This is a genomic window from Kineosporia sp. NBRC 101731, assembly GCF_030269305.1.
Taxonomy (GTDB): domain Bacteria; phylum Actinomycetota; class Actinomycetes; order Actinomycetales; family Kineosporiaceae; genus Kineosporia.
Map to the genome: position 1 here is coordinate 310238 of NZ_BSTC01000003.1, position 23102 is coordinate 333339.

The window sequence follows — 23102 nt, forward strand, 5'->3', positions numbered from 1 at the left end:
GCGATCCAGCTGTGGCTGTCCCAGGCCCAGCACTCGCAGTCGGTGCAGAAGTCGTGGCGGTACGGCGCCGGTGTCCGTCTCGGCGGTGCGGTGAACGACGGCAGCGCGGTCGGTTCGGTGTCGGGTGAGGTGGGCGTTTCGGGCAGTACCGGGGTCAGCACGGGCACCAGCACGTCGCGCACCGGCGGCAAGGAGATCCTTCCGCTCAGCTTCCACACGGCCTACATGTTCGCGGCGCCGGTGACGTTCGACGTGGGTGGCGTGGAGCAGAAGGACGGGAAGTTCGTGCGGCGCACGGTCACCTCCGACAGCCACATCCTGCCGCCGCGCACCATGATGTATCTGCTGCCCGAGCCCAGGGCGCTGGCGGCCTACGGCCGTGACCAGGTGCCGATTCCGGTCGAGAAGGTTCGCGAGGCCCTGAACCGCTGGCGCAGGGAAGACCACCTCGGCCTGCGGGACGACGAGATCACCGCGGTGATCGACCGTTTCGAGCGGGAGGCCGCCGGGCACGCCGACGCCACGGCGATCGGCCGGGAGATCGCCCAGCACCGCCTGCGCACCCACCGCGGGATCCTGGCCCGGCGTCTGGCCACGATCGGCCGCACCCTCGATGATCTCGTGATCCCGGAGTACCTGACCAAGGACGGGCCGAAGGCGTTCGGGCACCACAGCATCGATGCGATGACCTTCAGTCCGGCGGCGTCGCGGTTGCCCGAAGGCGCGCAGGGTCCCGCCCCGGCCCCGGTACGGCCCCTGGACATGCTGCACCGGGCCGTCGAGACGGTGGCTCCGGGACTGATCGGCCTGCGCCGCGCCGACTGGCCCACCGAGCAGCTCCCGGAGGTCTGGTACCGCCGGATCGTCGGGGACAAACCGGTTCTGGGACGGCTCGCGAACGGTATCGACGTGCTCAGCGCACTGGTCTCCGGCGACCGGGAGCAGGCGATGAGTGAAGACCTGATGCATGCCGACGGCGTCTCGTTCTACCTGGTGAACAGGATCCCGAGCGGTCTGGGCGCGGACGTGGTCGAGCTGAACCTGAAGCTGAAGCTGAAATCTTCCCCCAAGATCACCGGGTACGGGCCGAAACACGGCCTGGAGAACTACGAGCACCAGTACGCCGGTACGAGTGCGTCGACGGGACAGTCCTCCTCGATCGGGTTCAGCGGCCCCCAGGCCGGGATCGGCGGTAAAGACGGAACTTCCGGCGGGGTCGCGCCGGCCCTGGGGGCCGGCCAGGGCCGCAGCATCACGCGCAGCGATCAGGTCACCCAGGAACGCACGGTCTACGACTGGTCGAGCGGTTACAAGGCCGAGGCCGACGTCGAACTGGTCATCGGTACCCGGCGGCTGAACCTGGCGAACAGCCCGTTCAGCAAAATCATCGCGTTCATCGACCGCTGGGCAGCCGGTACACCCGGCAATGTCATCACCAGGTTCGACGGCAGGGTCGTGCTGAATCTGCCGGCTTCGCTGGTGGAGGGCCGAAAGGTCCAGGAACCGGTGGACCTGAGCGACCTGGCCCCGCTCCCACAGCTGCCCGGTGACACCTACCTGGCCGCCGCCTTCATGGACGACGCCGTGCGCCGGGCCTGGGAACTGCTGGGGCGGATGTTCGGCCCGGAGGCCAACGACCAGAACGTCCGCTCGTCGATCACGTTGCAACAGCTGCTCTCCCGGAGCCATCTGAAGAATCACGTGCTACAGGCAGTCGGTGGGAAACGCCACACGCTGATGGAGAAGGTCTTCCTGCCCGGCCGTCCCGGGCGGACGGGAAGCCTTTTCCTGCAGGGCGAACTGCATCACCTTCAGCTCGTGCAGGAACTGCCGGAGAACACCGGCACGGGACGTTACGCGAAGCACCAGATCGGCACGGGCGTCAGCAGTAACGCCAGCCTGTGGGCCATGTCGCTGAGCGCCACGATGGGGCAGTCGGGCGACGTGGTGGAAAAGTTCGCCGGGGCCTCGGGCGGCACCGGGGCCAACCTGCTGCGGTCCCAGGGCGAGGGTGCCTCAGCCACGAACGCGCACCGGTCCGAACAACATGCCAAGGAACAAGGACCGGTCGTGCTGGTCAAGATGGCCTTCAAGGGGGCGCTCGAGGGGACGATCGACGGGGAGAAGGGCACGCTGCGCTCCGATCCGTTCGTCGGGGAGCTGTACGCGGAGATGTTCCGGGCCGAGTACGAGGCCATGCTCCGGGAGATGGAGCAGCGCCGGCCGGAACCGGACGGGACACTCACCGCAGGGCCGTCGGCCGGGGAGAACACGCCCAGGTACCACCTGGACGAGCTGCTGTCCCGGGCCGCCGAACAGCACGACGACGACCTGGCCCGGGCCCACGACGTGGCGCGTTACCTGATCATGCACGCCCGCGCGCCGCACGTGGTGCTGACCTCTTCGGCGGCCCACCAGGTGTACGAGAACCACGTCGCCACCGTGCGCTGGGCCCGCAACCACCTGCGGGAGGAGGGGTCCGCCGGGGCGCAGGCGCTGCGTCGCATCGAGGGCGCGAGCTGGCAGATCCTGCAGGTCATGCTCGGTACCCCGGCGCCGGCACAGATCGCGGCCGTGGCCGACCTCAATAACCATCTGCAGCAGGCGGTCACGCGGCAGGTCCCGGGAATCCAGCTGCCATCGGGGCTGACGGCCGTCGGTCGTGACCCGGAGCGGATCGTGCGTGTCATCGCCCAGGACGCGGCCCGGGCGATCGATCTGGAGTACACCACCGCCGACGGCACGGTGACCCGCTACCGCTTCGATCGCCGTGGAAAGCAGATCGGCCAGGCCGAAACCATTGCGCCGCAGACTGGTCCGGCGCAGTCGGGACCTCTTGGCCTGCCTCCGCTGGACATCGCCGGACTCATGTCCGAGCCGCTGGCGCTGGCTGCCGAGCACTGGTCGGCGGTGGCCACGGTGGACGAGGGTTGGGCGGAGATCTCCGAGGAGGTACCCGGGCCGGATCTGTCCGAGGACCGTCGGCCGCGGGTGCTCGTGGAGCAACGGCGAGGGCTGTCGCAGGAGCGGCGCCGGGAACTGTCCGAGGAGCGCCGGCCGCCGTTGAGCGGCCGGCGCCGGCTGGGGCCCGCCAGACAGTCGAAACTGCACGACGCGTCCTCGGTGGTGCCGATCTACACGGTGCCGGAGCAGCAGGGCGAGAACGGTACCCCGGTCGATGTGCTGCCCGTGAGCGTCCGTTTCGCGGCGAGCGTCACGGAGCTGGACGGGATGACCGAGGCGCAGGTCGACATCATGGCCCACGCGGCCATCCAGGAGGTCAGGAACCTCCAGGCTCAGGGACACAGTGTGATGGTGGTGCTCGAGGCGGTGGGCAGCCAGGGGCAAGGTCGGCGCACGACCAGTCGTGCCGAGGCCCGGTTGCAGCAGGTGGGTGACCGGATGCGGCCGCAGGTGGAGTCGCAGGCAGACCCGGACCAGCTGCGATGGACCGCCATCGTCCACGAGCCTCCCGTGGCCGGCCTGTCCGAGAACGCGGTCAGGGTGCGTGTAGAGCCGGACCACCCGACCCGGCCGGTGACCCCCGTACCCACGCCCCCGGACCCGGGCTCCGACGGGGAAGCGGGACCGTCCGGAACGTCGAGGCAGCCCGGCCTGTCGGGCGGTTCCCGCGTGGATGGTGGCCCGACAGCGACTCCAGGAGCGTCGTCCTCCAGCAGCCCGGCCATGCCACCGTCACCGCGCAGCTCCGATGCGGTCCTGACCCTGGTCAACGGTGAGCAGTGGTCAGCAGCCGACCCGGATGCCGGGGCGGTGACTCCGGCCATGCAAGAGATGGCCACCGACGGAATGTTCCACGACTACCGCAACCTGGATGAATTCCGGGCCCACGCCGAGAAACGCACCGACTACCTCGGAAATCTCCCGGCCCGCAACGGCCGGGCCCGGGTCTGGGTCCGGTTCAATCCGAAGGTTCCCAACGTGATCGGCGAGGACCACACCGGGGTTGACCTTTTCGATATTCTTCAGGCAGTGGACTCGCGCAGCTTCGTCTACGAGATGTTCCCCAAGGACGACCTGTCCGGATACCCGCAGACCCTTGATGTGTTCCGGCAGATGAACGAGCACCGCTGGGAATCGGTGCTGGATTCGCCGACTGCTTCGCAGATCCGTGGTTTCGGCGGTGAGTCGCTCTACCCGAAGCTGGGTCTGGCCATGAACGAGGTGCTGAACATGGTGCGCTATCACGACCTGGAGCCCACCTACGGTGGTGCCTACGTGGAGAGTGCCCTGCAGAACCTGCTGAAGATCGGCTGGGTCTACGCCGGTGAGGCGAAGATGCCGACGCAGAACGGCCTGGCGGGTGAACTCGACGCCTTCATGGATGGTCTGGCGCCACGAGGCTACCTGCGCGAAAGTCTCCGGGCGCATGAGAACAGCATCGGTACAGATCATTTCGAGAAGAGCTTCCTTCCTGCGCTGACGGAATTCACGCAGACGTTTGTCGACGCCATGCGGGCCCGTCTGTCACAGGACACGGACCTCACCGCGGCCGACGTGCAGCGTCTGTCCGGCCTGGACGACAACACGATCTTCGATGAATGGCGCAATCTTTCGCTCCTCGCGACCGCCCGGGTGGCAATCGACAATGAAGTTCGCTTCATCGGGATGGGCGGCGAACATGCCCAGTTCCTCCAGGATCAGGAGATCGACCGGAACGCTGAGGCCGAGATCTTCCGGATGGACGGCGCCCAGATGATCGCGTTCCGCGACCGCACCGAGATGATGACCCGGCACTCGGCGCCCGAGGACGACACCTTCTCGGACATCGATTTCGAGATGAGTTTCGCGGCCCCGGGCGGCGACAGCTCCGACGTCGGTACGGAGGATTCGTTCCCGGGTTACGCCGACCTTCCGGGTGGGAGCCGGGAAGCAGACGGCCGCAACGACACGCCGGCACCTCCGGACTGGTTCCTCGAACCGGTCAATCTGACTCCGGCCACCGGTGAACGGATGACGCCCACGCAGGCCACGGCGGCCCTGACCGAGCTCGGCTGGCCGGAGAGCGTTGTGGACTCGGCTCGGGAATGGGCCTCCCGGCTCTATCCCCGGGGATTCCGGACGAAGCTCACTCTTGACGGAAGCCCCTGGCTGGCATCCGGTCTCGATGCTGTAGTGCTGGCCCAGTACCGTCACGGTCCCCAGACCGCCCGGGACGAGGCGGCCCGGCAGGCCGAGCGGGTGGGACGCCAGGAGGAGGCGCTTCCCGGCGGGTACGTGGGGTACGAGCTGGAGACCCGCAACGGCTACCTGCAGCCGCCGGACGGTACCCCGACCCCCGATTTCAAGACCGTTCTCGTCCGCCATGACGACGTCGACCTGGTGGTCGATAAGTTCTCGCACCTCCCGGGTCAGGAGGGAACACAGCGGCCGATCATCGAGATCGTGTCGAAGCGGGTTCAGACCCTGCCCGGTGAGAACGGACGCGGCCAAGCGGCCAGCCTCGCCACCCTGGACCTGGTCCTGGACCGTCTCGCCCGGGCCGCGGACGGCACCCGGCTCGGCGACCTGTTCACTCCCCGGGAGGGCTTCATCGTTCCCGACCCGGCCATCAGATCCTGGAAATTCCGCCGTACCGCGGACGGGCTGGGAATCGGCCTGTATGCGCACTACTCGGTCGACACGCCTCTGTCATCGGTCTACCAGACCCTGGAAGATGCTGTGCAACGGGCAGACCCGAGCCGGTTGAGAGTTCCCCGGGCCTTGCACATCCAGCAACTGGGCTTCGACTTCTCCGCCTTCGTCACCGGTGCCTACCTGGGGCAGCGCAATCCGGGGAATGACCGGGAACAGGTCGAGCGGGAAGCGTTGCGTCGCGAAGACGTAGCCATGTTGAGGGGGTACCTCGCACTGGTGGTGCCTCATGTCGTGGCACCGGTCGTCGCGCTGCTGGAGGGAGTGTCGCTACCGAAGAATCTGCTGCTGGCTGCGTCCCGGCAGTCGCTGGCCGACATCGTCGCCGCGCTGCCGCGTGGGGTCCAGGACTTTTTGCAGAACAGTGCCCCGGCCTCCCGGGGGTACCTGCAGCATCTTCTGCACCGCTCCTTCCCCGAGCTAGAGGGCTGGTTGAGCGGAGAGCAGTACCGCAGTGTGCTCGACGTGGGCCTGAAGGATTTCAGCACCGGCGAGAGAAATCGTTTCACCGTGGGTCAGTACCTGGACAATGCCTTGACGGCTGTGCCTGCCGTGCGGATACGCCCGTCCCAGGCCATCGACGTCGGTACCGACCTGGCCTTCCTCGGCACCGAGTCCAGTCTCGCCACAGTGGTTCTGGAGCTGCGCTACGACGGGCCGAGGTACGTCGACCAACACGCCGCGCGTCTGGAGGTGTCCCGACTCTCCGGCCTGACCCGGTGGATGTGGCAGCACGGGATGGCGGTGAAGTCTGGTGCCGCGGCCCACGGCGAGGTCTCCACCACGCTGAGTTTCTCTCGGGGGGAGGAACAACCGGATCTCGATCTGCGTGACTTCGCCCGGGCCGCGGCCACCGAAGTACGGCGTCATGACGCTTCGGGGCGGGCCGTCACGGTGCTGATCGAGGCCGGGGGAGGGGCCGATCTGAGGCATCTTCGGGCGTCCGGAAGCCGTTCCGACGGGCTCAGGGCCGACCAGTTGCTGCGGCGCGCCGATCAGCGCTCAGACCAGGTGATGGCGGAGCTGGGGGCCTTGGTGCAGGACGACCTGGCTGCCACGCCGATGCTCGCCGGGCTGGTTCACTGGCAGGTCAGCGGCCCGCAAGATCTCGCGAACGACGTCGGGCACCGGCAGGTCCGGATCTCGGTGCTGCCGCATCCGGACGCTGCCGACCAGCCAGGGGTACAGGCCGTGCTACAGGTCCTGACCCGTCCTGATGGCGACGCCTTCCTGGCTCATCTGCGGGAGGAGATCAATCAGCAGCCTTATCGGCAAGATCCGGAGCCCCAGGTCTTGACCGCTCTCGGCCTGATCACCCAGCGTAGTCCGCGCGCACTGCCGGGAGTCCTGGCGGCGTTGGGCCTCGGCCCGGGCCCGGTCCACTCCGAGCACGTCGCAGTGCGCTCCGCGCTGCTCCTGGCTCTGGCGGGCCAGTATCCCCTGGCTCTGGACGTCCTCGGCCGGGCCCGCCCGATCCTTGATGCCGGGACCGGCGGGCGCTGGACCGACAGGCTCAGGGCCATGGCCGATGCCTATCCCGCATGGCGGCCGCAGATCGATTGGATACGGCAGCAGCTGTAGTGCCCCCGTGCACCTGCTCCCAGGTGTGCAGCCGGGCACGTGCGTAGAGTGAGAGCCGGTAGCAGGTCCACCATGTGAGAAGCTTCATGCCCATTCGGGCGAATTTCTGCGCCCGGACCCTTCCGGAACGTTCAGCGTTGAACCAAGGTTGCCCCGCAATGCTGATATGGACGGTGCCGTACGGTCCGTTCACCCAGGGTAGGAGAGAAGACCCATGGCCCAGGACACCCCGGGACCAGGCTCCGACGACACGGACGCCGGTCAGATTCCCCGGGGGGCCGCCCTACCCCGGCTGAGCGCCGACGACGTCCCCGAGGTCCGCCCCTCCGGTGTCGTCGCGCCCGACGCGTCCCCGGTGCTGGTGCTGGAAGACACGCCCACGACGCCACCCCCGGCGGAGTCGGAGACCACGGTCGTCCCGCGGTCGGAGCGGACGAAGAAGCCGCTGAACCGCCCGCTGATCGGCGGCGCGGTGGCCGTGGTCGTCGTGGTCGCCGCCCTCGGCCTGGTCGTTCCCCGCCTGATGAACAACGATGCCGACACCACCCTGTCCATGCCGGACGGCGGTTCGGACGTCGTCATCCCGCAGGACCCCAGCCCCACGCCGACCACGCCCGCTCCCTCACCCACGAAGACCAAGGGCGACAAGAGCGGGACGAAGGACGCGGAGAAGGCCCCCGTCAAGCACACCACCAGCACGACCGCGGCGACCACGTCCGCCGCCCCGGGCGGCTCGAGCGGCTCGGGCAAGGGTGACACCCAGGGGTCGGGAGCATCGGGTGGCACCGGCTCGACCCGGACCAGTTCCAGTACCACCACCACGACCACGAAGGCGGCCGAGATCGACTGGGGCACCTACGTGGTGCACGGTGGCGGCACGGTGGGCAAGGGCGAGTACTGGGAGACCAACCGGATCAAGTTCGGTCTCAGCTCCGGTGGCCGGCCCGTGCTCATCGACGAGAACGGCAAGACCGTCTGGTCGGCCGACGCCACGGGTGACTCGCTGGCCTTCCAGGGTGACGGCAACCTGGTGCTGTATTCCGGTAGCGACTATGTCTGGGCCACCGCCACCATGGACCAGCCGGGTGCGATCCTCACCCTCCAGGCCGACGGCAACGTGACCATCGCGCTGAACAACACGGCTCTCTGGTCGGCTCGCTGAGCCGGGCCCGAGCCGAATCAGAGAGGGCACGAGACGTATGGACGCGGAGCACGGCGGTTCCGTGGTGGTCCAGCACATCGGGTCGTGCTTCGTGCTGCGGGACGCGCAGGAACTGACCGATGACCAGGCCGCCTGGGTCAGTTCGCTGCGAACGGACGCGGACATCACCGTCGCGCTGGTCATGGTGCCCGCGCACCTGGCCGGGTCGGTGGGGCCGGCCCTGTCCGGCGTGCTCGAGCAGATGCCCGGGAACCGGCTGATCCTGGCCATGTCGGGGGCCGGTCTGGCCCGGCGCGGACGCCCGGCGCTGGCCCGCCAGATCGCCGACGACTGGAACCTCACCGTCGTGGCGCCGGCCGGAGACGTGTTCCTGGCCCCCGGCGGCACCCTGTTCGTCTGGGGCGACGGGCCCTGGGACGGCGCCAGCCAGTGGTGGGCGTTCCGGCCCGGTGAGGACTCCTCCCCGATGGGCCCCCGCTGGCCCGTGCCCGACTGGGGCCCGGCCGCCGACGTGATCAGCCTCGGCGCTCTCGAACTGCGCCCGGTCCCGGCCGGAATGGTGTTGTGCCCGGCCGGTTCCCCGGCCCCGGGCCCTGCGGACGTGGCTTACGCCGTGCCCGCCCAGCGTGAGCGCCCGGCCGTGCTGTGCGCCGTGCCTGACGAGGCCCGCAGCAACATCCCGGGCGCGATCGCCCTGCTGTCGCTGCTGCTGAACCGCCATTCCTGGACCCGTCATCCCCTGCTGCTGGTCCCGGTCAGCGGTGTCGACCTGCTCCCGCTCGGACGTGCCCTGGTCCGTGAGATGTCCCTCGAGGTCGAGGTTCTCAGCGGTTTCCCGGTCTCCGGGCCGGGCGCCTGGGTGAACCGGGTCCTGCTGACCGACGCGTCCGGGCAGGTGACCTGGTCGCCGTTCATCGCCTCGGTGCTGTGCCGCACGAGTTCCCCCGACCCGGCCCCTCTGATCTGGCGCACTCCCGTCGAAGGCCTGACCGTCATCGATACGGTGCGCCCCGTCTACGGTCTCGGCCCCGACTGGCACCTGACCCTGACCCGCGGCGGTTTGTGGCTCCATCGTCCCCACGACGGCCCGTTGCCCGTGGATTCGGCCACGGTGCGGGCCGACAGCGTGCGTCTGGACGTGGGCACGGCCGGAATCCCCCTGCCGCAGGGCACCGCGGGCATCCTGGCCGGCCTGATCTCGGCTCTCAGCACCACGGTTCGCTCTCGCCTGCTCATCACGGTGCACTCCGGTCTGGATGCGGGTGCCCGCGCCGAGCTCGACGACGTCGCCGTCCGCCACCAGGCCCGCACCGAGTACCGCGACACGTCGTCGGCCTGGGCCCGACCGGATCGTGATGTCCGACCGGACAACCGAACTGAGGCCAGGTCCGGGGACCGGTCAGAACCCCGCCCCGAGATCCGCCCCGAACTCCGGCTCAAGGACGCGGCCCGCCCCGACAGCGCCCCGGTCGCCTTCCCGAGTGGTTCGGTGGAAAAACCGCCTGCCTCGACGGAAGGCGTCCGCCCCCGGGAAGGAGAAAGGCGCCGGGCCCGCAACCGCGCCGCAGCGCGCCCCGACGAACCCAACGGCGGCAGCTGGTCATCCCGCCATGAGGCCCCGGCCGCGCAACCCGACCTTGCCGGTCGGACCGGTCCTGCTGCACAGGCCACCTCGGCCACGTCTGACCCGGCCACTCGGACGCCTCCGTTCTCACCGTCCGCCGCTGCTGCACAGGTGAGCCCGGACGTCTCGACTAGCTCTGCCGCGAAGTCCCATCCGGCCGCCCCGACCTATCCATCGGCCCAGACGGGACCGGCTGACCCGTCCACCTCGGCCGAGCCGACGAAACCGGCCGTCCACACCAACCTTGCCGTACCCTCCACCCCGGCAGCCCCGCCCTATCCGGCCGCCTCGCCCTATCCGGCAGTGTCGTCGCACCCCGTCGTCCAGACACATCTGGCCGCCCACTCCAAGTCCGCCCCACACTCCAACCCTGCCCCACAGTCCAACCCCGCCCCACAGCCCAACCCGGACGCGCCGACCGTGCCGCCCACGACGTCCTCCATGGCACCCGTGCTCGCCCGCGCCACCCTGCCGACCGCCGAACCGGACACCCGTCGCAGCACCGCGGCCGAACGGGATCGCGTGCGCACGATCATCGCCAGCCGCTGGGACGCCCAGGCGCCGCTCGTACGTCGCGCGTTCACCGCTATCCCGGCCCTCAGCGCCGGTGACCTGGCCGCGGCCGCGGTGGATCTCGTTGCCCTGAGCCTGTTCCTGACGGCCCGGACCGACGACGAGTTCGGCCCGGCCGCGATGCGCGCAGCCTCGCAGACCCCGGCCCAGCGCGACTACCGGGCCTGTCTGACCTCAGCACTGAGCCTACTGCCCACTCACCGTGGTCCGGTGGTGAGAGGTGTCGACGCAGCCCGTCTCTGGCGTGAGGGCCCGCCGACACCGGGCACCGTCATCACCGAATCCGGGCCGATCGGCGCGACGGCCCTCACCGGCTCGGGCACCCCGCGCCCGGCGACCAGCGCGATGTATGTGATCTGGGCGCAGACGGTGCGCATCCTCACCCCACTGCTCGACGACGATCCCCGGGTGGGCGACGTGATGTTCGTCCCGGGCACCCGCCTGGTCGTGCTCGACACCCGCCTGGGTGGCCAGAACGGCCTGGACCTGGTCTTCCTGCAAGAACTTCCGGCCAACGCCCCGAACTCCGGCCCGGCCCGCGAGCGAACCCTGGAGAAGCTCCGCGACGCCGTCGACTCCGCGGCTCTCCGGCCGAGCGGCGGTCGTACGGTGTGGCCGCCCTACACCCTCGGCGTGCTCGGGGGAGGAGCCTCAGCGACCACCTAGTTCGTGAAGGTGGTCAGCTGGAGTGCACCGACAGGTCGGAGAGCTGGGCCGCGTGCCAGCCGTTGACGGCGGTGTATGTCAGCCGCAGGTAACGGATCTCGGACTGCGGCACGGTGATGGTCACCTGGTTGTCCGGGCTCTCGCTCTCGAAACGGTAGCTGGCCGAACCCTTCAACCGGGTGTAGGAACTGCCGTCGGCGCTGCCCTGCACGGAGAGGGTCTGGGTGCGCTCGTACCACCGTTCGGGGAGGGAGATCACGAGACGGCCGACGGTGGTGACCTCGCCGAGATCAACCGTCAGGGTCTGGGGGTAACTGGCGTAGCTCTCCCAGTAGGTGCCGATACTGCCGTCGGTGACGTTGGCGGCGGACAGGCCGGGAAGCTGGCTGCTCGCCCTCACCACGGCGGACGCGGCCAGGTCGACCCCGGGAGCCGCCACCTCGTCCTCTGCCGGTGTATCGGCAGGCTCGTCCGTCTCGTCCTCGGTGGGAGTGTCGTCGGGGGTGTCGCTCGTCGTCGTAGGCGCCCGGGGCGTGTCGGCCACCGGTGGCGCCGCCTGGCCGGTGCTGGGCCGTGACGACGACGGCCGGGTGGTCGCGGGGGCGGTCCCGGTCGGGACGGCCGTCGGGGTGCTGGAGGGGGTGGCCCTGGCCGATGCCGTGGGTTGGGACGAGGTGACGGACGCGGTGGGCGACTCCCGGTAGGGGATGGTCACCTCGATACCGGACAGGGCCGATTCCTGGCTGGGCGACTCCGAGGACCGGGTGGCCCACTGGACGACGACGACCCCGCCGACCGTGACCGCGAGCACGGCCAGCACCGACCAGAGGGTCAGGCTGATGCCGAAGGGCTTGCGGGCGGGGCCTTCGGAGCGCAGTACGGGGCTGCGGCCGGACGACATCACGTCGTCGGGTTCGGCCTGTTCCGGCGTCAGGTCGGTGGTGTCCACGTCTCCGCTCCTCGTCGAGTCGAGCGGGACCGGAAGATCACGCCGGGGGACATTCTGGCAGGCCGCGCGAGCCGCCGGGATCGCGCTCAGGAAAGTATCTTTGAGTCAGCGGACGGCTTCTTTCCGTGACGGGTCGCTCACTTCAGGCCCTGGGCGATGGCCTTCGTCAGCGACGCCTTGGCGGTGTCTCCGGAGTAGTCCCAGAAGAACGCGCCGCCGAGCTTCTGACTCTTGGCGTATTTCATTTTTCCGGCAATGGTTTTCGGGGTGTCGTAGCTCCACCACTGGCTGCCGCACCGGGCGTAGGCGGTGCCGCCGACGGTTCCGCTGGGCGGGCAGCTGCGGGCCAGGACCTGGTAGTTCTCGATGCCGGCCTCGCCGGTGGTGGTGCCCGTCGCCGGGCCGGTGGCCGTGCCGCCGGGCGTCGTCTGCGTCACGCCGGTCCAGCCACGGCCGTAGAACGGAATGCCCAGCAGCATCTTCCGGGCGGGCACGCCCTGACCGCGCAGCTTGGCGATGACCGTCTTGGAGTCCAGGCCCTTGACCGGGGCGCCCACGAAGTTGCCCAGCGGGGAGTTCGGCGCGGTCGGTCCCTGCGGTTCCCAGGTGCCGTAGTAGTCGTACGTCATCGGCATCAGCCAGTCGAGGTACTTGACCCCACCGGCGTAGTCGGCCTGATCCAGTGTGCCGCCGGCCAGGCCGTTCCCGGTGATCGCCGACGTCACCAGGTCGTGGCGGAACTGCGCGCGCACGGCCTTCAGCAGCTTCGGGTACGCGGTACGCCCGCTCGCGTCGCAGGTCACCCCGCAGGCGTTCGGGTACTCCCAGTCGATGTCGATACCGTCGAACACATCGGCCCAGCGCTTGTTCTCGACCAGCGCGCGGCACGACTTCGCGAACGTGACGGGGTGCTTCGCTGCCTGGGTGAACCCGCCGGAGCCGGAACCCCCGCCGAACGACCAGAGCACCTTGAGTTTCGGGTACTTCGTCTTCAGCTGGCGCAGTTGGTTGAAGTTCCCGGCGACCTTCTGGGTGCTCGTGTCGGCCTTGCCACTGACCGACGCCTTCGCCGTGAACTTCTGCTGGTAGTCGGCGTAGGCGTCCCCGACCGCGCACTTGCCGTTCTTCACGGCCCCGAACGCGTACACGATGTGCGTGAGCCGGCTCGCCGCCCCGCTGGTCCCGATCTGCTTCACCTGCACGGCATCGTCGCCGTAGGTCGACCAGTTCGTGTAGTAACCGACGACCTTCGGCTTCGCGACGGCAGCGGTCACCGTGGCGGCGACGGGGTTCGCCGCGTTCGCGCCGAACGGCTGCAGCGCGGCCACCAGAGCGACGGCGGCGACACCAACTGCCAGCCCCGCGGCCACGACCCGTGTGCGTCTCACCGAAAATCCCCTCCAGCTGTACAGATGCCCGCTGGACGCTAGCAGGGACCGAGCGCGATTCCAGGCCGCCGGGACCTCTTTAGGGAGGATTTAGCCGGGCCGAAAGAGCCACGAGACGATTCGGCCCGTTCTGCACCCGGTTGCCGGACGCGATGGCCCATCAGATTGCTGACCTGCGACGACGCCGGTAGAACCGGCTGGTGGACATCTGGAACCGGTTCCTGGCCGTGACGGGCAGCAACGACATGTCGAGCGCCTGGTAATGGCGGACGATCCGGCCCGCGACGCCGGCCTCGCCGTGCACTCCGGTGATCTACCGGCGCTGCGACGGCTGCTCGGCGAGTATCCGGAGCTGACCGGTGCTCGGCTGGGCCCGTACGGGGGCCGCACCCTGCTGGGCGTCGCCACCGACTGGCCCGGCCACTTCCCGGCTGTCGCGGACGTCATCGCACTCGTCGTCGCGGCCGGTGCCTCGCCCGACCAGCCGTGCCTGCCCGAGGGCGGGGAGAGGCCGCTGCACTGGGCCGCCAGCAGTGGTGACCTGGCCGCCCTCGACGCCCTGCTGGACGCCGGAGCCGACGTGCACGCCGAAGGAGCGGTCATCGCCGGAGGCACCGCGATGGCCGACGCCACCGCCTTCGGGCAATGGGCCGCGGCCCGGCGCTTACTCGAACGAGGCTCGCGAACCAACCTTTTCGAGGCGGCCTCGCTCGGTCTGGTCCCGGTGGTGAAGGCGTTCCTGGCCGGTGGCGCGGAACCCGGCGAGATCACCAGCGGCCTGTGGGGCGCCTGCCACGGCGGTCAGCGAGCCACCGCCGAACTCCTCCTCGAGCGCGGCGGCGACCTGAACTGGATCGGCTACGACCAGCTGACCCCGCTGGACGTGGCCCGGCGGGCCTGCGCCACCGACCTCGTCCAGTGGCTGGAGTCGCGCGGCCGCTGAGCCGAGGGGAACGTCCACCGCGTCAGGAACCTCGGAATAACGGGACTCCTGATCAATCGCGCGGGGCGATCACCGTGATCCCGGCATCGGTGGCCGCAGTCGCCAGACGATCGTCGTAGGTAACCAGTCCGTCGAGTTCCTCTCCGAGCAGCCGTGCAGAAGCCAGGTGGATGGAGTCCAGCGAGCGCAGCATCCTGTCGGGCTCGTTCATGGCGCCGTCGACGACCTCGTCATCCATGCTGAGGTAGTTGAAGGCATGCAGCAGCGTCCGCGCTTCGGGCAGAGATCCGGCCATAACTCGTCCGACAGCCCGGATCAGTTCGATCCGGAGAAGCGCCGAACTCACCCATGATGCTCCCGGATTGCTGTCGTAGAACGATGCGAGCGCCTTCGAATGTGGTTCTTCGGCCAGGAACTTCAGCGCTGCGGAGGTGTCGATGTAGTAGAGGCTCACCAGCGTTCCTCGGAGCGGAGTTCGGCGAGTGCGTCGCTCAGGGGTGCTGCGCCGTCGGCAGGTCGCATTTTCGGCCGAAAGCCCGGCCGTAGGGCAAGGGTTGCGCGGCCGTCGGCGACAAGGCGATCCAGGACCGGTGTCGGCTCGTGCTGGTCGACCGGTACGATACGGGCCACCAGTCTGCCGTATTCGGTGATGGCTACCGTTTCACCATGGCGGACCCGGGCGAGCACATCACTGGTGTGATGACGTAGTTCCCGCAGTCCCACCGAATGTTCGTCGTGACTGGTCACATCGCCAATGTATAACAAATTTGTGTACACCTCCAGGGTAGAGATGGACCGTAGAGGAAGATGGCGATGTCCGATGTCGGATCGGATATTCCGTTTCTTCATGGAGGTCAGTATGCCTGACTTCGGGCATGATCATGCCTTCCGTGACCAGCCCTGCTCGTAGGCGGCCCAGTCGGCGTGGGTGGCGTCGAAGTCGACGTACAGGGCCAGGCCGATGCGGCGGGAGGTGCCGGCCAGGGCGAGCTGGACGCCGGTGATCGAGGCGGAGATGGTCTCGGCGCCGTCGTACCGGTTGATCTTCTTGTCGTGGTAGGCCGGGGCGCCGATGAGCAGGGTGACGTCGTCGGGGACGGCGGTGAGGGCGACCTCGGTCTGGCGGCGCACGTAGCCGGTGTAGGCCCTCTCGCTGGGCAGGCCGGAGTCGTAGGCCATGATCGCGATCTGGTCGACGTGACCGGCGACCTGGCGCATGTAGTCCGGTGTCCACTGCAGGTAGACCGGAGACAGGCCGGTCGCGAGGCCGAGGCCGGGCAGGAGTTCCACGCGGGGCGTGGCCACCGACAGCAGGGCCTGATGGGCCTGGGTCTTGATACGGGTTGCGGCGAGCAGGTCGACGAAGTTCTGGTCGTCGTTCGCCGAGGGCTCGAAGTCGTAGTGCACGCCGTCGAAACCGTCGGCCAGGATGCCGTCCACGCCGGTCAGTACGCGGGCGCGGGTCGATGCGGATGACATGTCCATCCGGTCGTCGGCGAGCACGTTGCCCAGCCAGGCCTGCACGCGCACCTCCGGCAGGGCGGTGTGCAGGGCCTTCACCAGCCACGCGGCGCGGGGGCGCAGGGCCGGATCGAGGGTGCCGTCGTCGGCGTACGGCCCGGCGTGCACGAACAGGTCGCGCATGCCGGTACCGGTCAGCTGGGTGGCGAGCGCATCGACGTCGGCCTGGGTCTTCCGGCCGTCCACCCACGCGTGCCCGAGCCAGTAGGCGTCCTGCCCCGAACTGCGGATCGATCGGTCCGGACTGCCGGAACCCCGCACCACGAGAGTGCCGACACCGGCACCGGCCGTGAGTGCCACCAGGGTGAGCAGCGCAGCCAAGATCCACAGGCCCCGGCGGACCGCCCGGCGCCACCGCGCAACCTTCTTCTTCTGAGCCGGTTCGGCAGTGGCGCCGGTCAATTCGTCGTCCATGTCCGGAATCATGGCGTATGGAGATCAATCCCGGGGCGGAAAGGCCCTCACACGGCACCCAACTGCTGGCGTGCCTCCTCGAGAATCCCTACCACGGAGACCACTTCGTCCAACGGATGAATCGGCGACTCGGTCAGGCCCTCACTCAGGTAGCGGGCCATCGCGTCGGCCTCGTAGCTCAGGGCCGCGGACCCCTGCGGACCCTGCGACCCCGACCAGTGCGCGGTCTGCGCGGACGACGGGAAACCGGCACCCATCGTCACCCCGAGGCCACTGGGAGCCAGGAACGGGCCGTCGATGTCGATGCGACCTTCCGTCCCGATCACGCTGGCACGGGTCGGCGCCGCGGTGCGCAGCGACGTGAACGCGACACCTTGTGCCTTTTCGTAGGCGAGCGTCACCGTGGCCTGCTCGTCCACCCCGGTCGGGGCGAGCGTGCCGACCGTGTGCACCGCCGACGGCGACCCCAGAACGGACGAGACGAACGAGACCGGGTAGACACCCGCGTCCAGAAGCGCCCCGCCGGCCTGACCCGGGGCCCACAGCCGCGATGCCGGGTCGTACTGCGCCGGGAACCCGAAATCGGCCGTGACCAGCCGCACCTCACCGATGTCACCGCGCTCCAGCAACTGCCGCAGCACATCGGACTGCGGCAGATAACGCGTCCACATGGCCTCCATCGCGAACAGCCCGGCCGCCCGGGCCGCGTCCACGACCTTCTGCGCGTCCGCCCGCGTGGTGGTCAGCGGCTTCTCGACCATCACGTGCTTGCCCGCCGCGATCGCCAGCAGTGCCAGCTGCGCGTGACTGTCGTGGGTGGTGGCGATGTAGACCGCGTCGACCTCCGGGTCGGCCAGCACCTGCTCGTAGGTGTCGGACGAGCGCGTCACCCCGTGGGCCTGCGCGAACGCCGTCGCCCGCTGCGGGCTGCTGCCCGAGGCGACGTTGACGAAACGCTGCTGCGAGTGGCGGTGCGCGGCATCGACGAAGCTCGCGGCAATGCCGCCGGGGCCGAGCAGGCCCCAGCGCAGTGACGGGGCGGTGGGCAGTTCACGGGGATTCGGCAAGAACGTCATGACGAAGAAACTACGGGTGGACGTTCACCACGGCACACGCGGGGATCACGAGGACGGCGGGGTGCCGCCCTCATGGCTCCACTCCGGCTTGCCACCGGCGGCCGTGGAGGTGACGTCCGGGCCGACCAGCAGGAACCGGGCCTCCTCGCGGGCCAGGGGGCAGTGCTCGACACCACGGGGGATGACGAAGAGGTCGCCGGCCCCGAGTTCGACATCGCCCGTGCGCAGCTGGATGGTGATGGACCCTTCCAGCACCAGGAAGGTCTCGTCCTGGTCGGCGTGACGGTGCCAGGTGGTGGATCCGATGCCCTTGGCCACCTTGAACAGGTTGCCGTTGGCACTGGCCAGCACTCGCTGTGACCAGAACTCTTCCAGCCCGGCGGCTTCCGTGGCGAGGTTGATCTTGTTCATCATGGCTTTCCCTTCGACGGTCCGAACAGGTTTTCACCCGCCTGATCAAACCGGTGAGTGGTAGGAATGCCAGGTGTCGCAAGAATCCCACCAGCCTCCGATCCCGGTCGCCCTGCTGGTCGACGAGAACTCCAACCCGTTCGAGGTCGGCTGTGCGTGCGAGGTGTTCGGCGCCCGCCGCCGCGCCGAGCTGGGCCGGGAGCTGTACGACCTGCGCGTCGTCGCCCCCGGCGGCCGGGCCACGGCCCGCGACGCCCTGTTCACCTTCGCCGACACCGGTGACCTGGACGAACTCGAGCAGGCCCACACCGTGGTGGTGCCGAACCGGCCGGACGTCGACTCACTCCAGCATCCGCAGGTGCTGGACGCCGTGCGCCGCGCCCACACGCGGGGAGCCCGGCTGATCGGGCTGTGCACCGGTGCATTCACCCTGGCTGAGGCCGGCCTGCTCGACGGCCGTCCGGCCACGGTGCACTGGCAGCTGGCCGACGAGTTCCGCCGCCGCTTCCCGTTCGTCCAGCTCCAGCCCGACGTGCTGTTCGTCGACGACGGCGACGTGCTGACCTCGGCGGGCAGTGCGGCGGCCCTCGACCTGGCCCTGCACGTCGTGCGGCAGGATCACGGCGCCGAGGTGGCGAACCTGGTGAGCCGCCGGCTGGTGTTCGCCGCCTTCCGGGACGGCGGCCAGCGGCAGTTCGTCGAGCGCCCGGTGCCGGGCATCCCCGAGCAGCCGCTGACCTCGACCCTGGCCTGGGCCCAGGAGCGTCTGGACGGCCCCCTGCCGGTCGCGGCCCTGGCCCGGCACGCCCACCTGAGCGTCACCAGCCTGCACCGTCGTTTCCGGGTCGAGCTGGGCACCACCCCGCTGGCCTGGCTGACCGCTGAAAGGGTCGAGCTGGCAAGGCGTCTGCTGGAACAGGGCACCGCCAGCATGACCGCCGTGGCGGTCGGTAGTGGTCTGGGCACGACGGCCAACCTGCGGGCCCAGCTGCACCGGCACACCGGGCTGAGTCCGACGGAGTACCGGGCCCGGTTCGGCGGGGTCACAGCGAACTGAGGCCGGTCATGTCCAGGTGCCCCAGGTCGGTAACTGGCTGCTCGTCATCAGCCACGGCAGTGCCACGTCGTTGACCAGGTCGGCAGCGACAGCTTTCGAGGAAGACCACCAGGACCAGGTCGTCCGCTGCGTTCAGGGAACCGCTGCCACGAGCGCAGTAGGCGCGCACGGTGTCTTGGTGGCGGTAGCGGATCGCCCATCTGTTCGTCCATCCGGAGAATTACCCGGACATGGTATCAACGGAACATGATGGCTTTTCGGGACAGGCTGCGTGCACGTCGCGCGAGGAAGGCGTCACGATCCGTCGAGGACGAGACGCCTCGAACCCCGGAACCGGCCGATCAGCGCCGTTTCGCCGTCCTCAACCTCGGACGGGCCGGTTCCGGTCCCGACGTCGTCGTGGAGATGGTGGTCATCACCACCGATCCTTGCGGCCTGATCCTCGACGAGTGGCAGGCCGGGCTGGTGCCCGGTGTCATCCATCAGCTGAACGAGCGCCTGGCCGGAGCCGTGGTGGTCGCCCACAACGTCGAGTTCGACCTGGCCTGGCTGAGCGCGCAGTACGCTCGCTTCGGCTGGCGGTTGCCGCAGCTTCCCACGCTGAGCTTGGTAGAGGCAGCAGGCCGGCAGCGACCGGGACTGTCCCGGCGGCGTCCGGCCGATCTGTGCTCGGCCTTCGGAGTCGCACCAGCTTCGTCCACCTCGGTGCTCGACCAGGCTCGCGCGTCGGCTGCCGTGCTGGCCCAGATCATCACGTCTGAGGTCGGGAAGTCTGAAATACCAAGCCTGATGGACGCATTGCACGAGCGGGCGCGGGAAGTCACCTGGCCGACCGGGCCCACGGCGGAACCGTCCGGGGCCATGCCCGAGTCCGACGCCGCAGACCCGGGGGTCGCGGTTTCACCCGCGCTCCTCGAACGCTTCTCGATCCTCGACGCGCTGGACGAAGGTGCCGGCATCGGCACGGTCTTCTATCTGGAGAAGCTCGTCGAGACCCTCGAGAACGCGCCGGTCACCGCCCGGCAGATCTCGCGCCTGGCTCGCACCGCCTTCGCCGAAGAGCAGACCTCTCTCGAGATCGACCGTGCCCATGAGGCCTTGGTGCGAACGCTGACGTATGCCGCGCTCGACGCCGAGGGAGCCGTGGCCCTCGAAGAACGCGCCGGACTCTTCGACGTGGCCAGGCTTCTCGGGGTCGGTTCACAGGTTGTCCTGGGTATCGACGACACGTTCGGGAAAGCTTACGAAGCACGTCTTTCCGCCCGCTCCAAGGGTTTACCGGTGAAGTGGAGCAAAGGTGAACCACTGCGGGTGGGCGACAAGGTCGTGTTCACCGGGTGTGACCCCGAAGTTCGTGAACAGCTCGAGATCCGTTCGCTGAGGCTGGGAGTTCGCGTGCTCGGGACGGTTTCGGAGACGACCACGCTGCTGGTGTCGGACGGATCCGCCCACGGAAGCAGGGCCGTCCGCGCTCGTGAGCTCGGCACGCGCACGGTCACACCGGCCGATTACGCCTACCTACTGAAGTATCTGCAGCCGTCGGCCCGGTGGGCGCATCTGGAGAAGGAGAAGGAGACCGAGCCGCGGGAACCGGAGACCGGGGAGTCGTCGTCCACCACGACGCCCGAGCCGGAACCCGAACCTGCGCCGAAGCCCCGAACCGCCGACGTACGTGCCTGGGCGCGGGCCAACGGGCACACCGTGTCGGTGCGAGGCGCGCTGCCCCGGCAGGTGATCGCCGCCTACGTCGCAGCCCAGGCGGCGCCCGGTCAAGGGCCTGTGCTCTGAGCGTGACCCGTCAATTGTCCCTCAACACCAGTTCCGTGATGGCGCTGTAGTCGTCCGCCCCGAAACCCGGAGTGGTCTGCTCATTGATCCGCAGTTGCACCGTCTGGGCCTGCACCGGCTCGATCGTCTTGAGCTGGATGCTCCGATCGCCGTCTTCCAGCTCCTGGTTCACGCTGACGCCGTTGTCGAAGATCCAGGTGACCGACAGGATGCGCCGGCCCTCCTCGTAACGGTCGGCTCCTGATTCGGTGTCTTTCTTGGTGTAGCCGTTGGTCAGGCCGATCACCGAGATCTGCGAGCGGGTGGGTAGTTTGATGGTGATCAGTTCGTCGTGGTAGAAGCCGGTCGCCCGCCAGGCGGTGGTGAGGTCACCGTCCACCAGGTTCTCGGTGTCGTAGCTGACGGGGTTTCCGGCGTCGTCCGTGGCCGGTTCGGCGGTGCGGTCGGCGGTGATGGTGGCGTCGGCGGCGAGGTTCACGCCCGTTGGTACGTCTGATCCCGTGCTGGGTGAGGCTGTCGAGGGGAGATCCGCCGGTCGCCAGGTCGTGGCCGGCGGTGCCTCGCCGGGGCCGATGAAGTGCAGCACCAGGAAAGCCCCGAGCAGGCCCGCGACGACGGACACGCCCCGGATGACCCAGTGGCGTTCGGATGCGCGGGTCGTGCGGACCGTCGCCGGCTGCGGGGGAGGAGCGACGGCGTCCGGTAACGGGAGGCCGCACCGCGGGCACTCGGGATCGGCCGGCAGGAAGGCGGTGTCGCAGCGGGGGCAGGTCATGGGGTGGGTCCGTCGAGAATGGTCTGTGTCCTTCGCCGGAACTCGTCGGTGCTGAATCCGGCCTGCTCCATCGAGGCGGTGATGGTCTCGAGGATCTGCTGCTCGATCATCCGCACGTGCCGCTGGATCGCCAGGCCGGCCTGGAAGTCCGGCGACTCCAGATCGGTTCCCAGCTCACGCACCCCGGTGCGGGCACCGCGATCGGTGGACGACGCGTCCGCCATGCGTCGAAGGTGGGTGCGCAGGTTCCCGGCACCCTGGTCCTGCCGGGTGGCGGTGAGCAGGAGCCTCAGCGGCGCGCGCAGCAGCAGCCCGAGCAGCCCGGGCAGCGTGGCGAGGGCGGTGTGCAGCACGACGTCGAGGCCAGGAGCGGTGTACTGGTCGATCTCGCGGTACCGGGCCCGGATCGGCGGGGTGCTGCACCCGATCAGGTCCAGGTGCAGCGTCTGGCCCTGTACCTGGCAGCGCACGAAGACCCAGATCTCGTAGTCGCCCTGACCCGGGGCCGCGCGGACACAGAGGTAGCGGTGGGTGCCGGTCGCGTCCGCGCTCTCCAGCAGTTCCATCTCGGCCGGGGACATCCGGTGCCGGGGGAGGCCGGTCGCCGGGTCGGTCCTCGGGTCGCCGGAACGTTGGGACGTCTGTGTCACCAGACGCTCCTGCACCGACACCTCGCCGACGCCCTCCATCCGGGCGAGGGCGAGCGAGAGCGCGTCCTGGATGCTCCCCGTCGTGAGCGCCGGCGCCCCGACATCGTCCGCCATCACCAGCGGGACCGCCCGCGTCCAGGTGTGCAGGGGAGTGCCTGACCCGATGAACGGTTTCTCGGACGCGTCGTGCGGGTAATAGGTGACGTTGCCGGTCTGCGCCTCGTCGATGTAGCGCAGCCGCGCCTGGTGCCGCTTCGGCCCGGTGGGACTCCCGGCGGGGGAGAAGGTCTGCGGCAGCAGATGGTCGACGATCGTCTGGTGGTTGACGAGCCGCTCGACGGCGACGGCGGTCCAGGCCGCGCCCAGCACGACCACCATGACCCCGATCACCCGGGCCACGAACGTCGTGAAGGTGGGTGGGGCGGCGTAGGGATCCGAGCCCCCGAAGGAGAACAGGCCCTGGGAGCTGGACTCGAACAACAGCGCCGCTACGACCAGGGTGATCAGCGTCGGTACCAGAAGAGCCAGCGCACCGACCACGTGCAGGCGCAGGAGAGCCCGCAGGGACCGGTAGGCCAGCAGTACCGCGCCCAGCAGTGCCGCGACGGCCAGCAGCAGCTTGCCCTCGACGATCAGGAAGATCAGCAGGATCCCGGTGAGGACGAGGTCACGGACGATCTGATGTCGTCGTGCGTTCAGTGCGTGCCGGACCACCGGTACGGCGTCGGCGCTGAACGACGGCGCGACGGCCCGGTTCTTACGGTCCAGGAGCTCGTGCAGAACGGCGTTGCGGAAATCGGGATCCAGGTAGGCCCCGGCCGACAGGTATCGCGTCGAACTGCTGCGCAGCATGCGCTGGTGCGCCGACG

Annotated in this window: 15 protein-coding genes (1 of these 15 cut by a window edge); 6 read left to right on the plus strand and 9 right to left on the minus strand. The window is 69.1% G+C overall.

All coding sequences use genetic code 11. The features are described 5' to 3' along the window. The 3 genes from QSK05_RS11335 to QSK05_RS11345 all read left to right on the plus strand — a co-directional run. A protein-coding gene (locus tag QSK05_RS11335; RefSeq protein ID WP_285596876.1) for a WXG100-like domain-containing protein crosses the window boundary here: on the plus strand, positions 1-7236 show its 3' end. The gene continues 26541 nt to the left of window position 1, outside the view; 7236 of the gene's 33777 nt are visible here — the last part of the coding sequence; the start codon falls outside the window, past its left edge; it ends in the stop codon at positions 7234-7236. Between the two features lie 214 nt (positions 7237-7450). Beyond that, the gene (locus tag QSK05_RS11340; RefSeq protein ID WP_285596878.1) at positions 7451-8398 is read left to right on the plus strand and encodes a hypothetical protein; all 948 of its coding nucleotides are present in this window, start codon (positions 7451-7453) and stop codon (positions 8396-8398) included. Positions 8399-8435: 37 nt separating this feature from the next. Beyond that, positions 8436-11261 carry a hypothetical protein gene (locus tag QSK05_RS11345; RefSeq protein WP_285596883.1) on the plus strand — a complete coding sequence of 942 codons (2826 nt, stop codon included), beginning with the start codon at positions 8436-8438 and terminating at the stop codon, positions 11259-11261. Between the two features lie 13 nt (positions 11262-11274). Here the strand turns inward: QSK05_RS11345 and QSK05_RS11350 are convergent, their stop codons facing one another. Beyond that, complete coding sequence (locus tag QSK05_RS11350) at positions 11275-12210, minus strand: discoidin domain-containing protein (RefSeq protein WP_285596885.1); 936 nt, start codon at positions 12208-12210, stop codon at positions 11275-11277. Between the two features lie 137 nt (positions 12211-12347). Further along, positions 12348-13598 carry a glycoside hydrolase family 18 protein gene (locus QSK05_RS11355; RefSeq protein ID WP_285596887.1) on the minus strand — a complete coding sequence of 417 codons (1251 nt, stop codon included), beginning with the start codon at positions 13596-13598 and terminating at the stop codon, positions 12348-12350. A gap of 262 nt (positions 13599-13860) precedes the next feature. Between QSK05_RS11355 and QSK05_RS11360 the strand changes: the two genes are divergently transcribed. Continuing rightward, positions 13861-14541, plus strand: a complete 681-nt coding sequence (locus QSK05_RS11360) for an ankyrin repeat domain-containing protein (protein WP_285596888.1) — start codon at positions 13861-13863, stop codon at positions 14539-14541. A 52-nt stretch (positions 14542-14593) separates the two neighbouring features. On the opposite strand, the gene QSK05_RS11365 is transcribed toward QSK05_RS11360, so the two are convergent. The 5 genes from QSK05_RS11365 to QSK05_RS11385 form a co-directional block, all read right to left on the minus strand. Next, positions 14594-14995 (minus strand): type II toxin-antitoxin system VapC family toxin, encoded by a 402-nt coding sequence (locus QSK05_RS11365; RefSeq protein ID WP_285596890.1) that lies wholly within the window; start codon positions 14993-14995, stop codon positions 14594-14596. After that, positions 14992-15288, minus strand: a complete 297-nt coding sequence (locus QSK05_RS11370; protein WP_285596892.1) for a type II toxin-antitoxin system Phd/YefM family antitoxin — start codon at positions 15286-15288, stop codon at positions 14992-14994. Before QSK05_RS11370 ends, QSK05_RS11365 begins: the two co-directional genes overlap by 4 nt. A gap of 132 nt (positions 15289-15420) precedes the next feature. Continuing rightward, positions 15421-16476 carry a glycoside hydrolase family 18 protein gene (locus tag QSK05_RS11375; RefSeq protein WP_285596894.1) on the minus strand — a complete coding sequence of 352 codons (1056 nt, stop codon included), beginning with the start codon at positions 16474-16476 and terminating at the stop codon, positions 15421-15423. Positions 16477-16523: 47 nt separating this feature from the next. Then, positions 16524-17552, minus strand: coding sequence for a Gfo/Idh/MocA family protein (locus QSK05_RS11380; RefSeq protein ID WP_285596896.1), 1029 nt, complete (start codon positions 17550-17552; stop codon positions 16524-16526). Positions 17553-17597: 45 nt separating this feature from the next. Beyond that, positions 17598-17963, minus strand: coding sequence for a cupin domain-containing protein (locus QSK05_RS11385; RefSeq protein ID WP_285596897.1), 366 nt, complete (start codon positions 17961-17963; stop codon positions 17598-17600). A gap of 73 nt (positions 17964-18036) precedes the next feature. Between QSK05_RS11385 and QSK05_RS11390 the strand changes: the two genes are divergently transcribed. Together QSK05_RS11390 and QSK05_RS11395 are read left to right on the plus strand one after the other, a co-directional pair. Next, a complete protein-coding gene (locus tag QSK05_RS11390) occupies positions 18037-19020 on the plus strand; it encodes a GlxA family transcriptional regulator (RefSeq protein ID WP_285596898.1) in 984 nt (327 codons plus the stop codon). A 246-nt stretch (positions 19021-19266) separates the two neighbouring features. Then, complete coding sequence (locus QSK05_RS11395) at positions 19267-20808, plus strand: Lsr2 family DNA-binding protein (protein WP_285596900.1); 1542 nt, start codon at positions 19267-19269, stop codon at positions 20806-20808. A gap of 10 nt (positions 20809-20818) precedes the next feature. Here QSK05_RS11395 and QSK05_RS11400 read toward each other — a convergent pair whose 3' ends face one another. Both QSK05_RS11400 and QSK05_RS11405 read right to left on the minus strand, forming a co-directional pair. Further along, complete coding sequence (locus tag QSK05_RS11400) at positions 20819-21430, minus strand: NADase-type glycan-binding domain-containing protein (protein WP_285596901.1); 612 nt, start codon at positions 21428-21430, stop codon at positions 20819-20821. A 149-nt stretch (positions 21431-21579) separates the two neighbouring features. After that, positions 21580-23085, minus strand: coding sequence for an AbeC-like domain-containing protein (locus QSK05_RS11405; RefSeq protein ID WP_285596904.1), 1506 nt, complete (start codon positions 23083-23085; stop codon positions 21580-21582). Between the last annotated feature and the right edge of the window lie 17 nt (positions 23086-23102).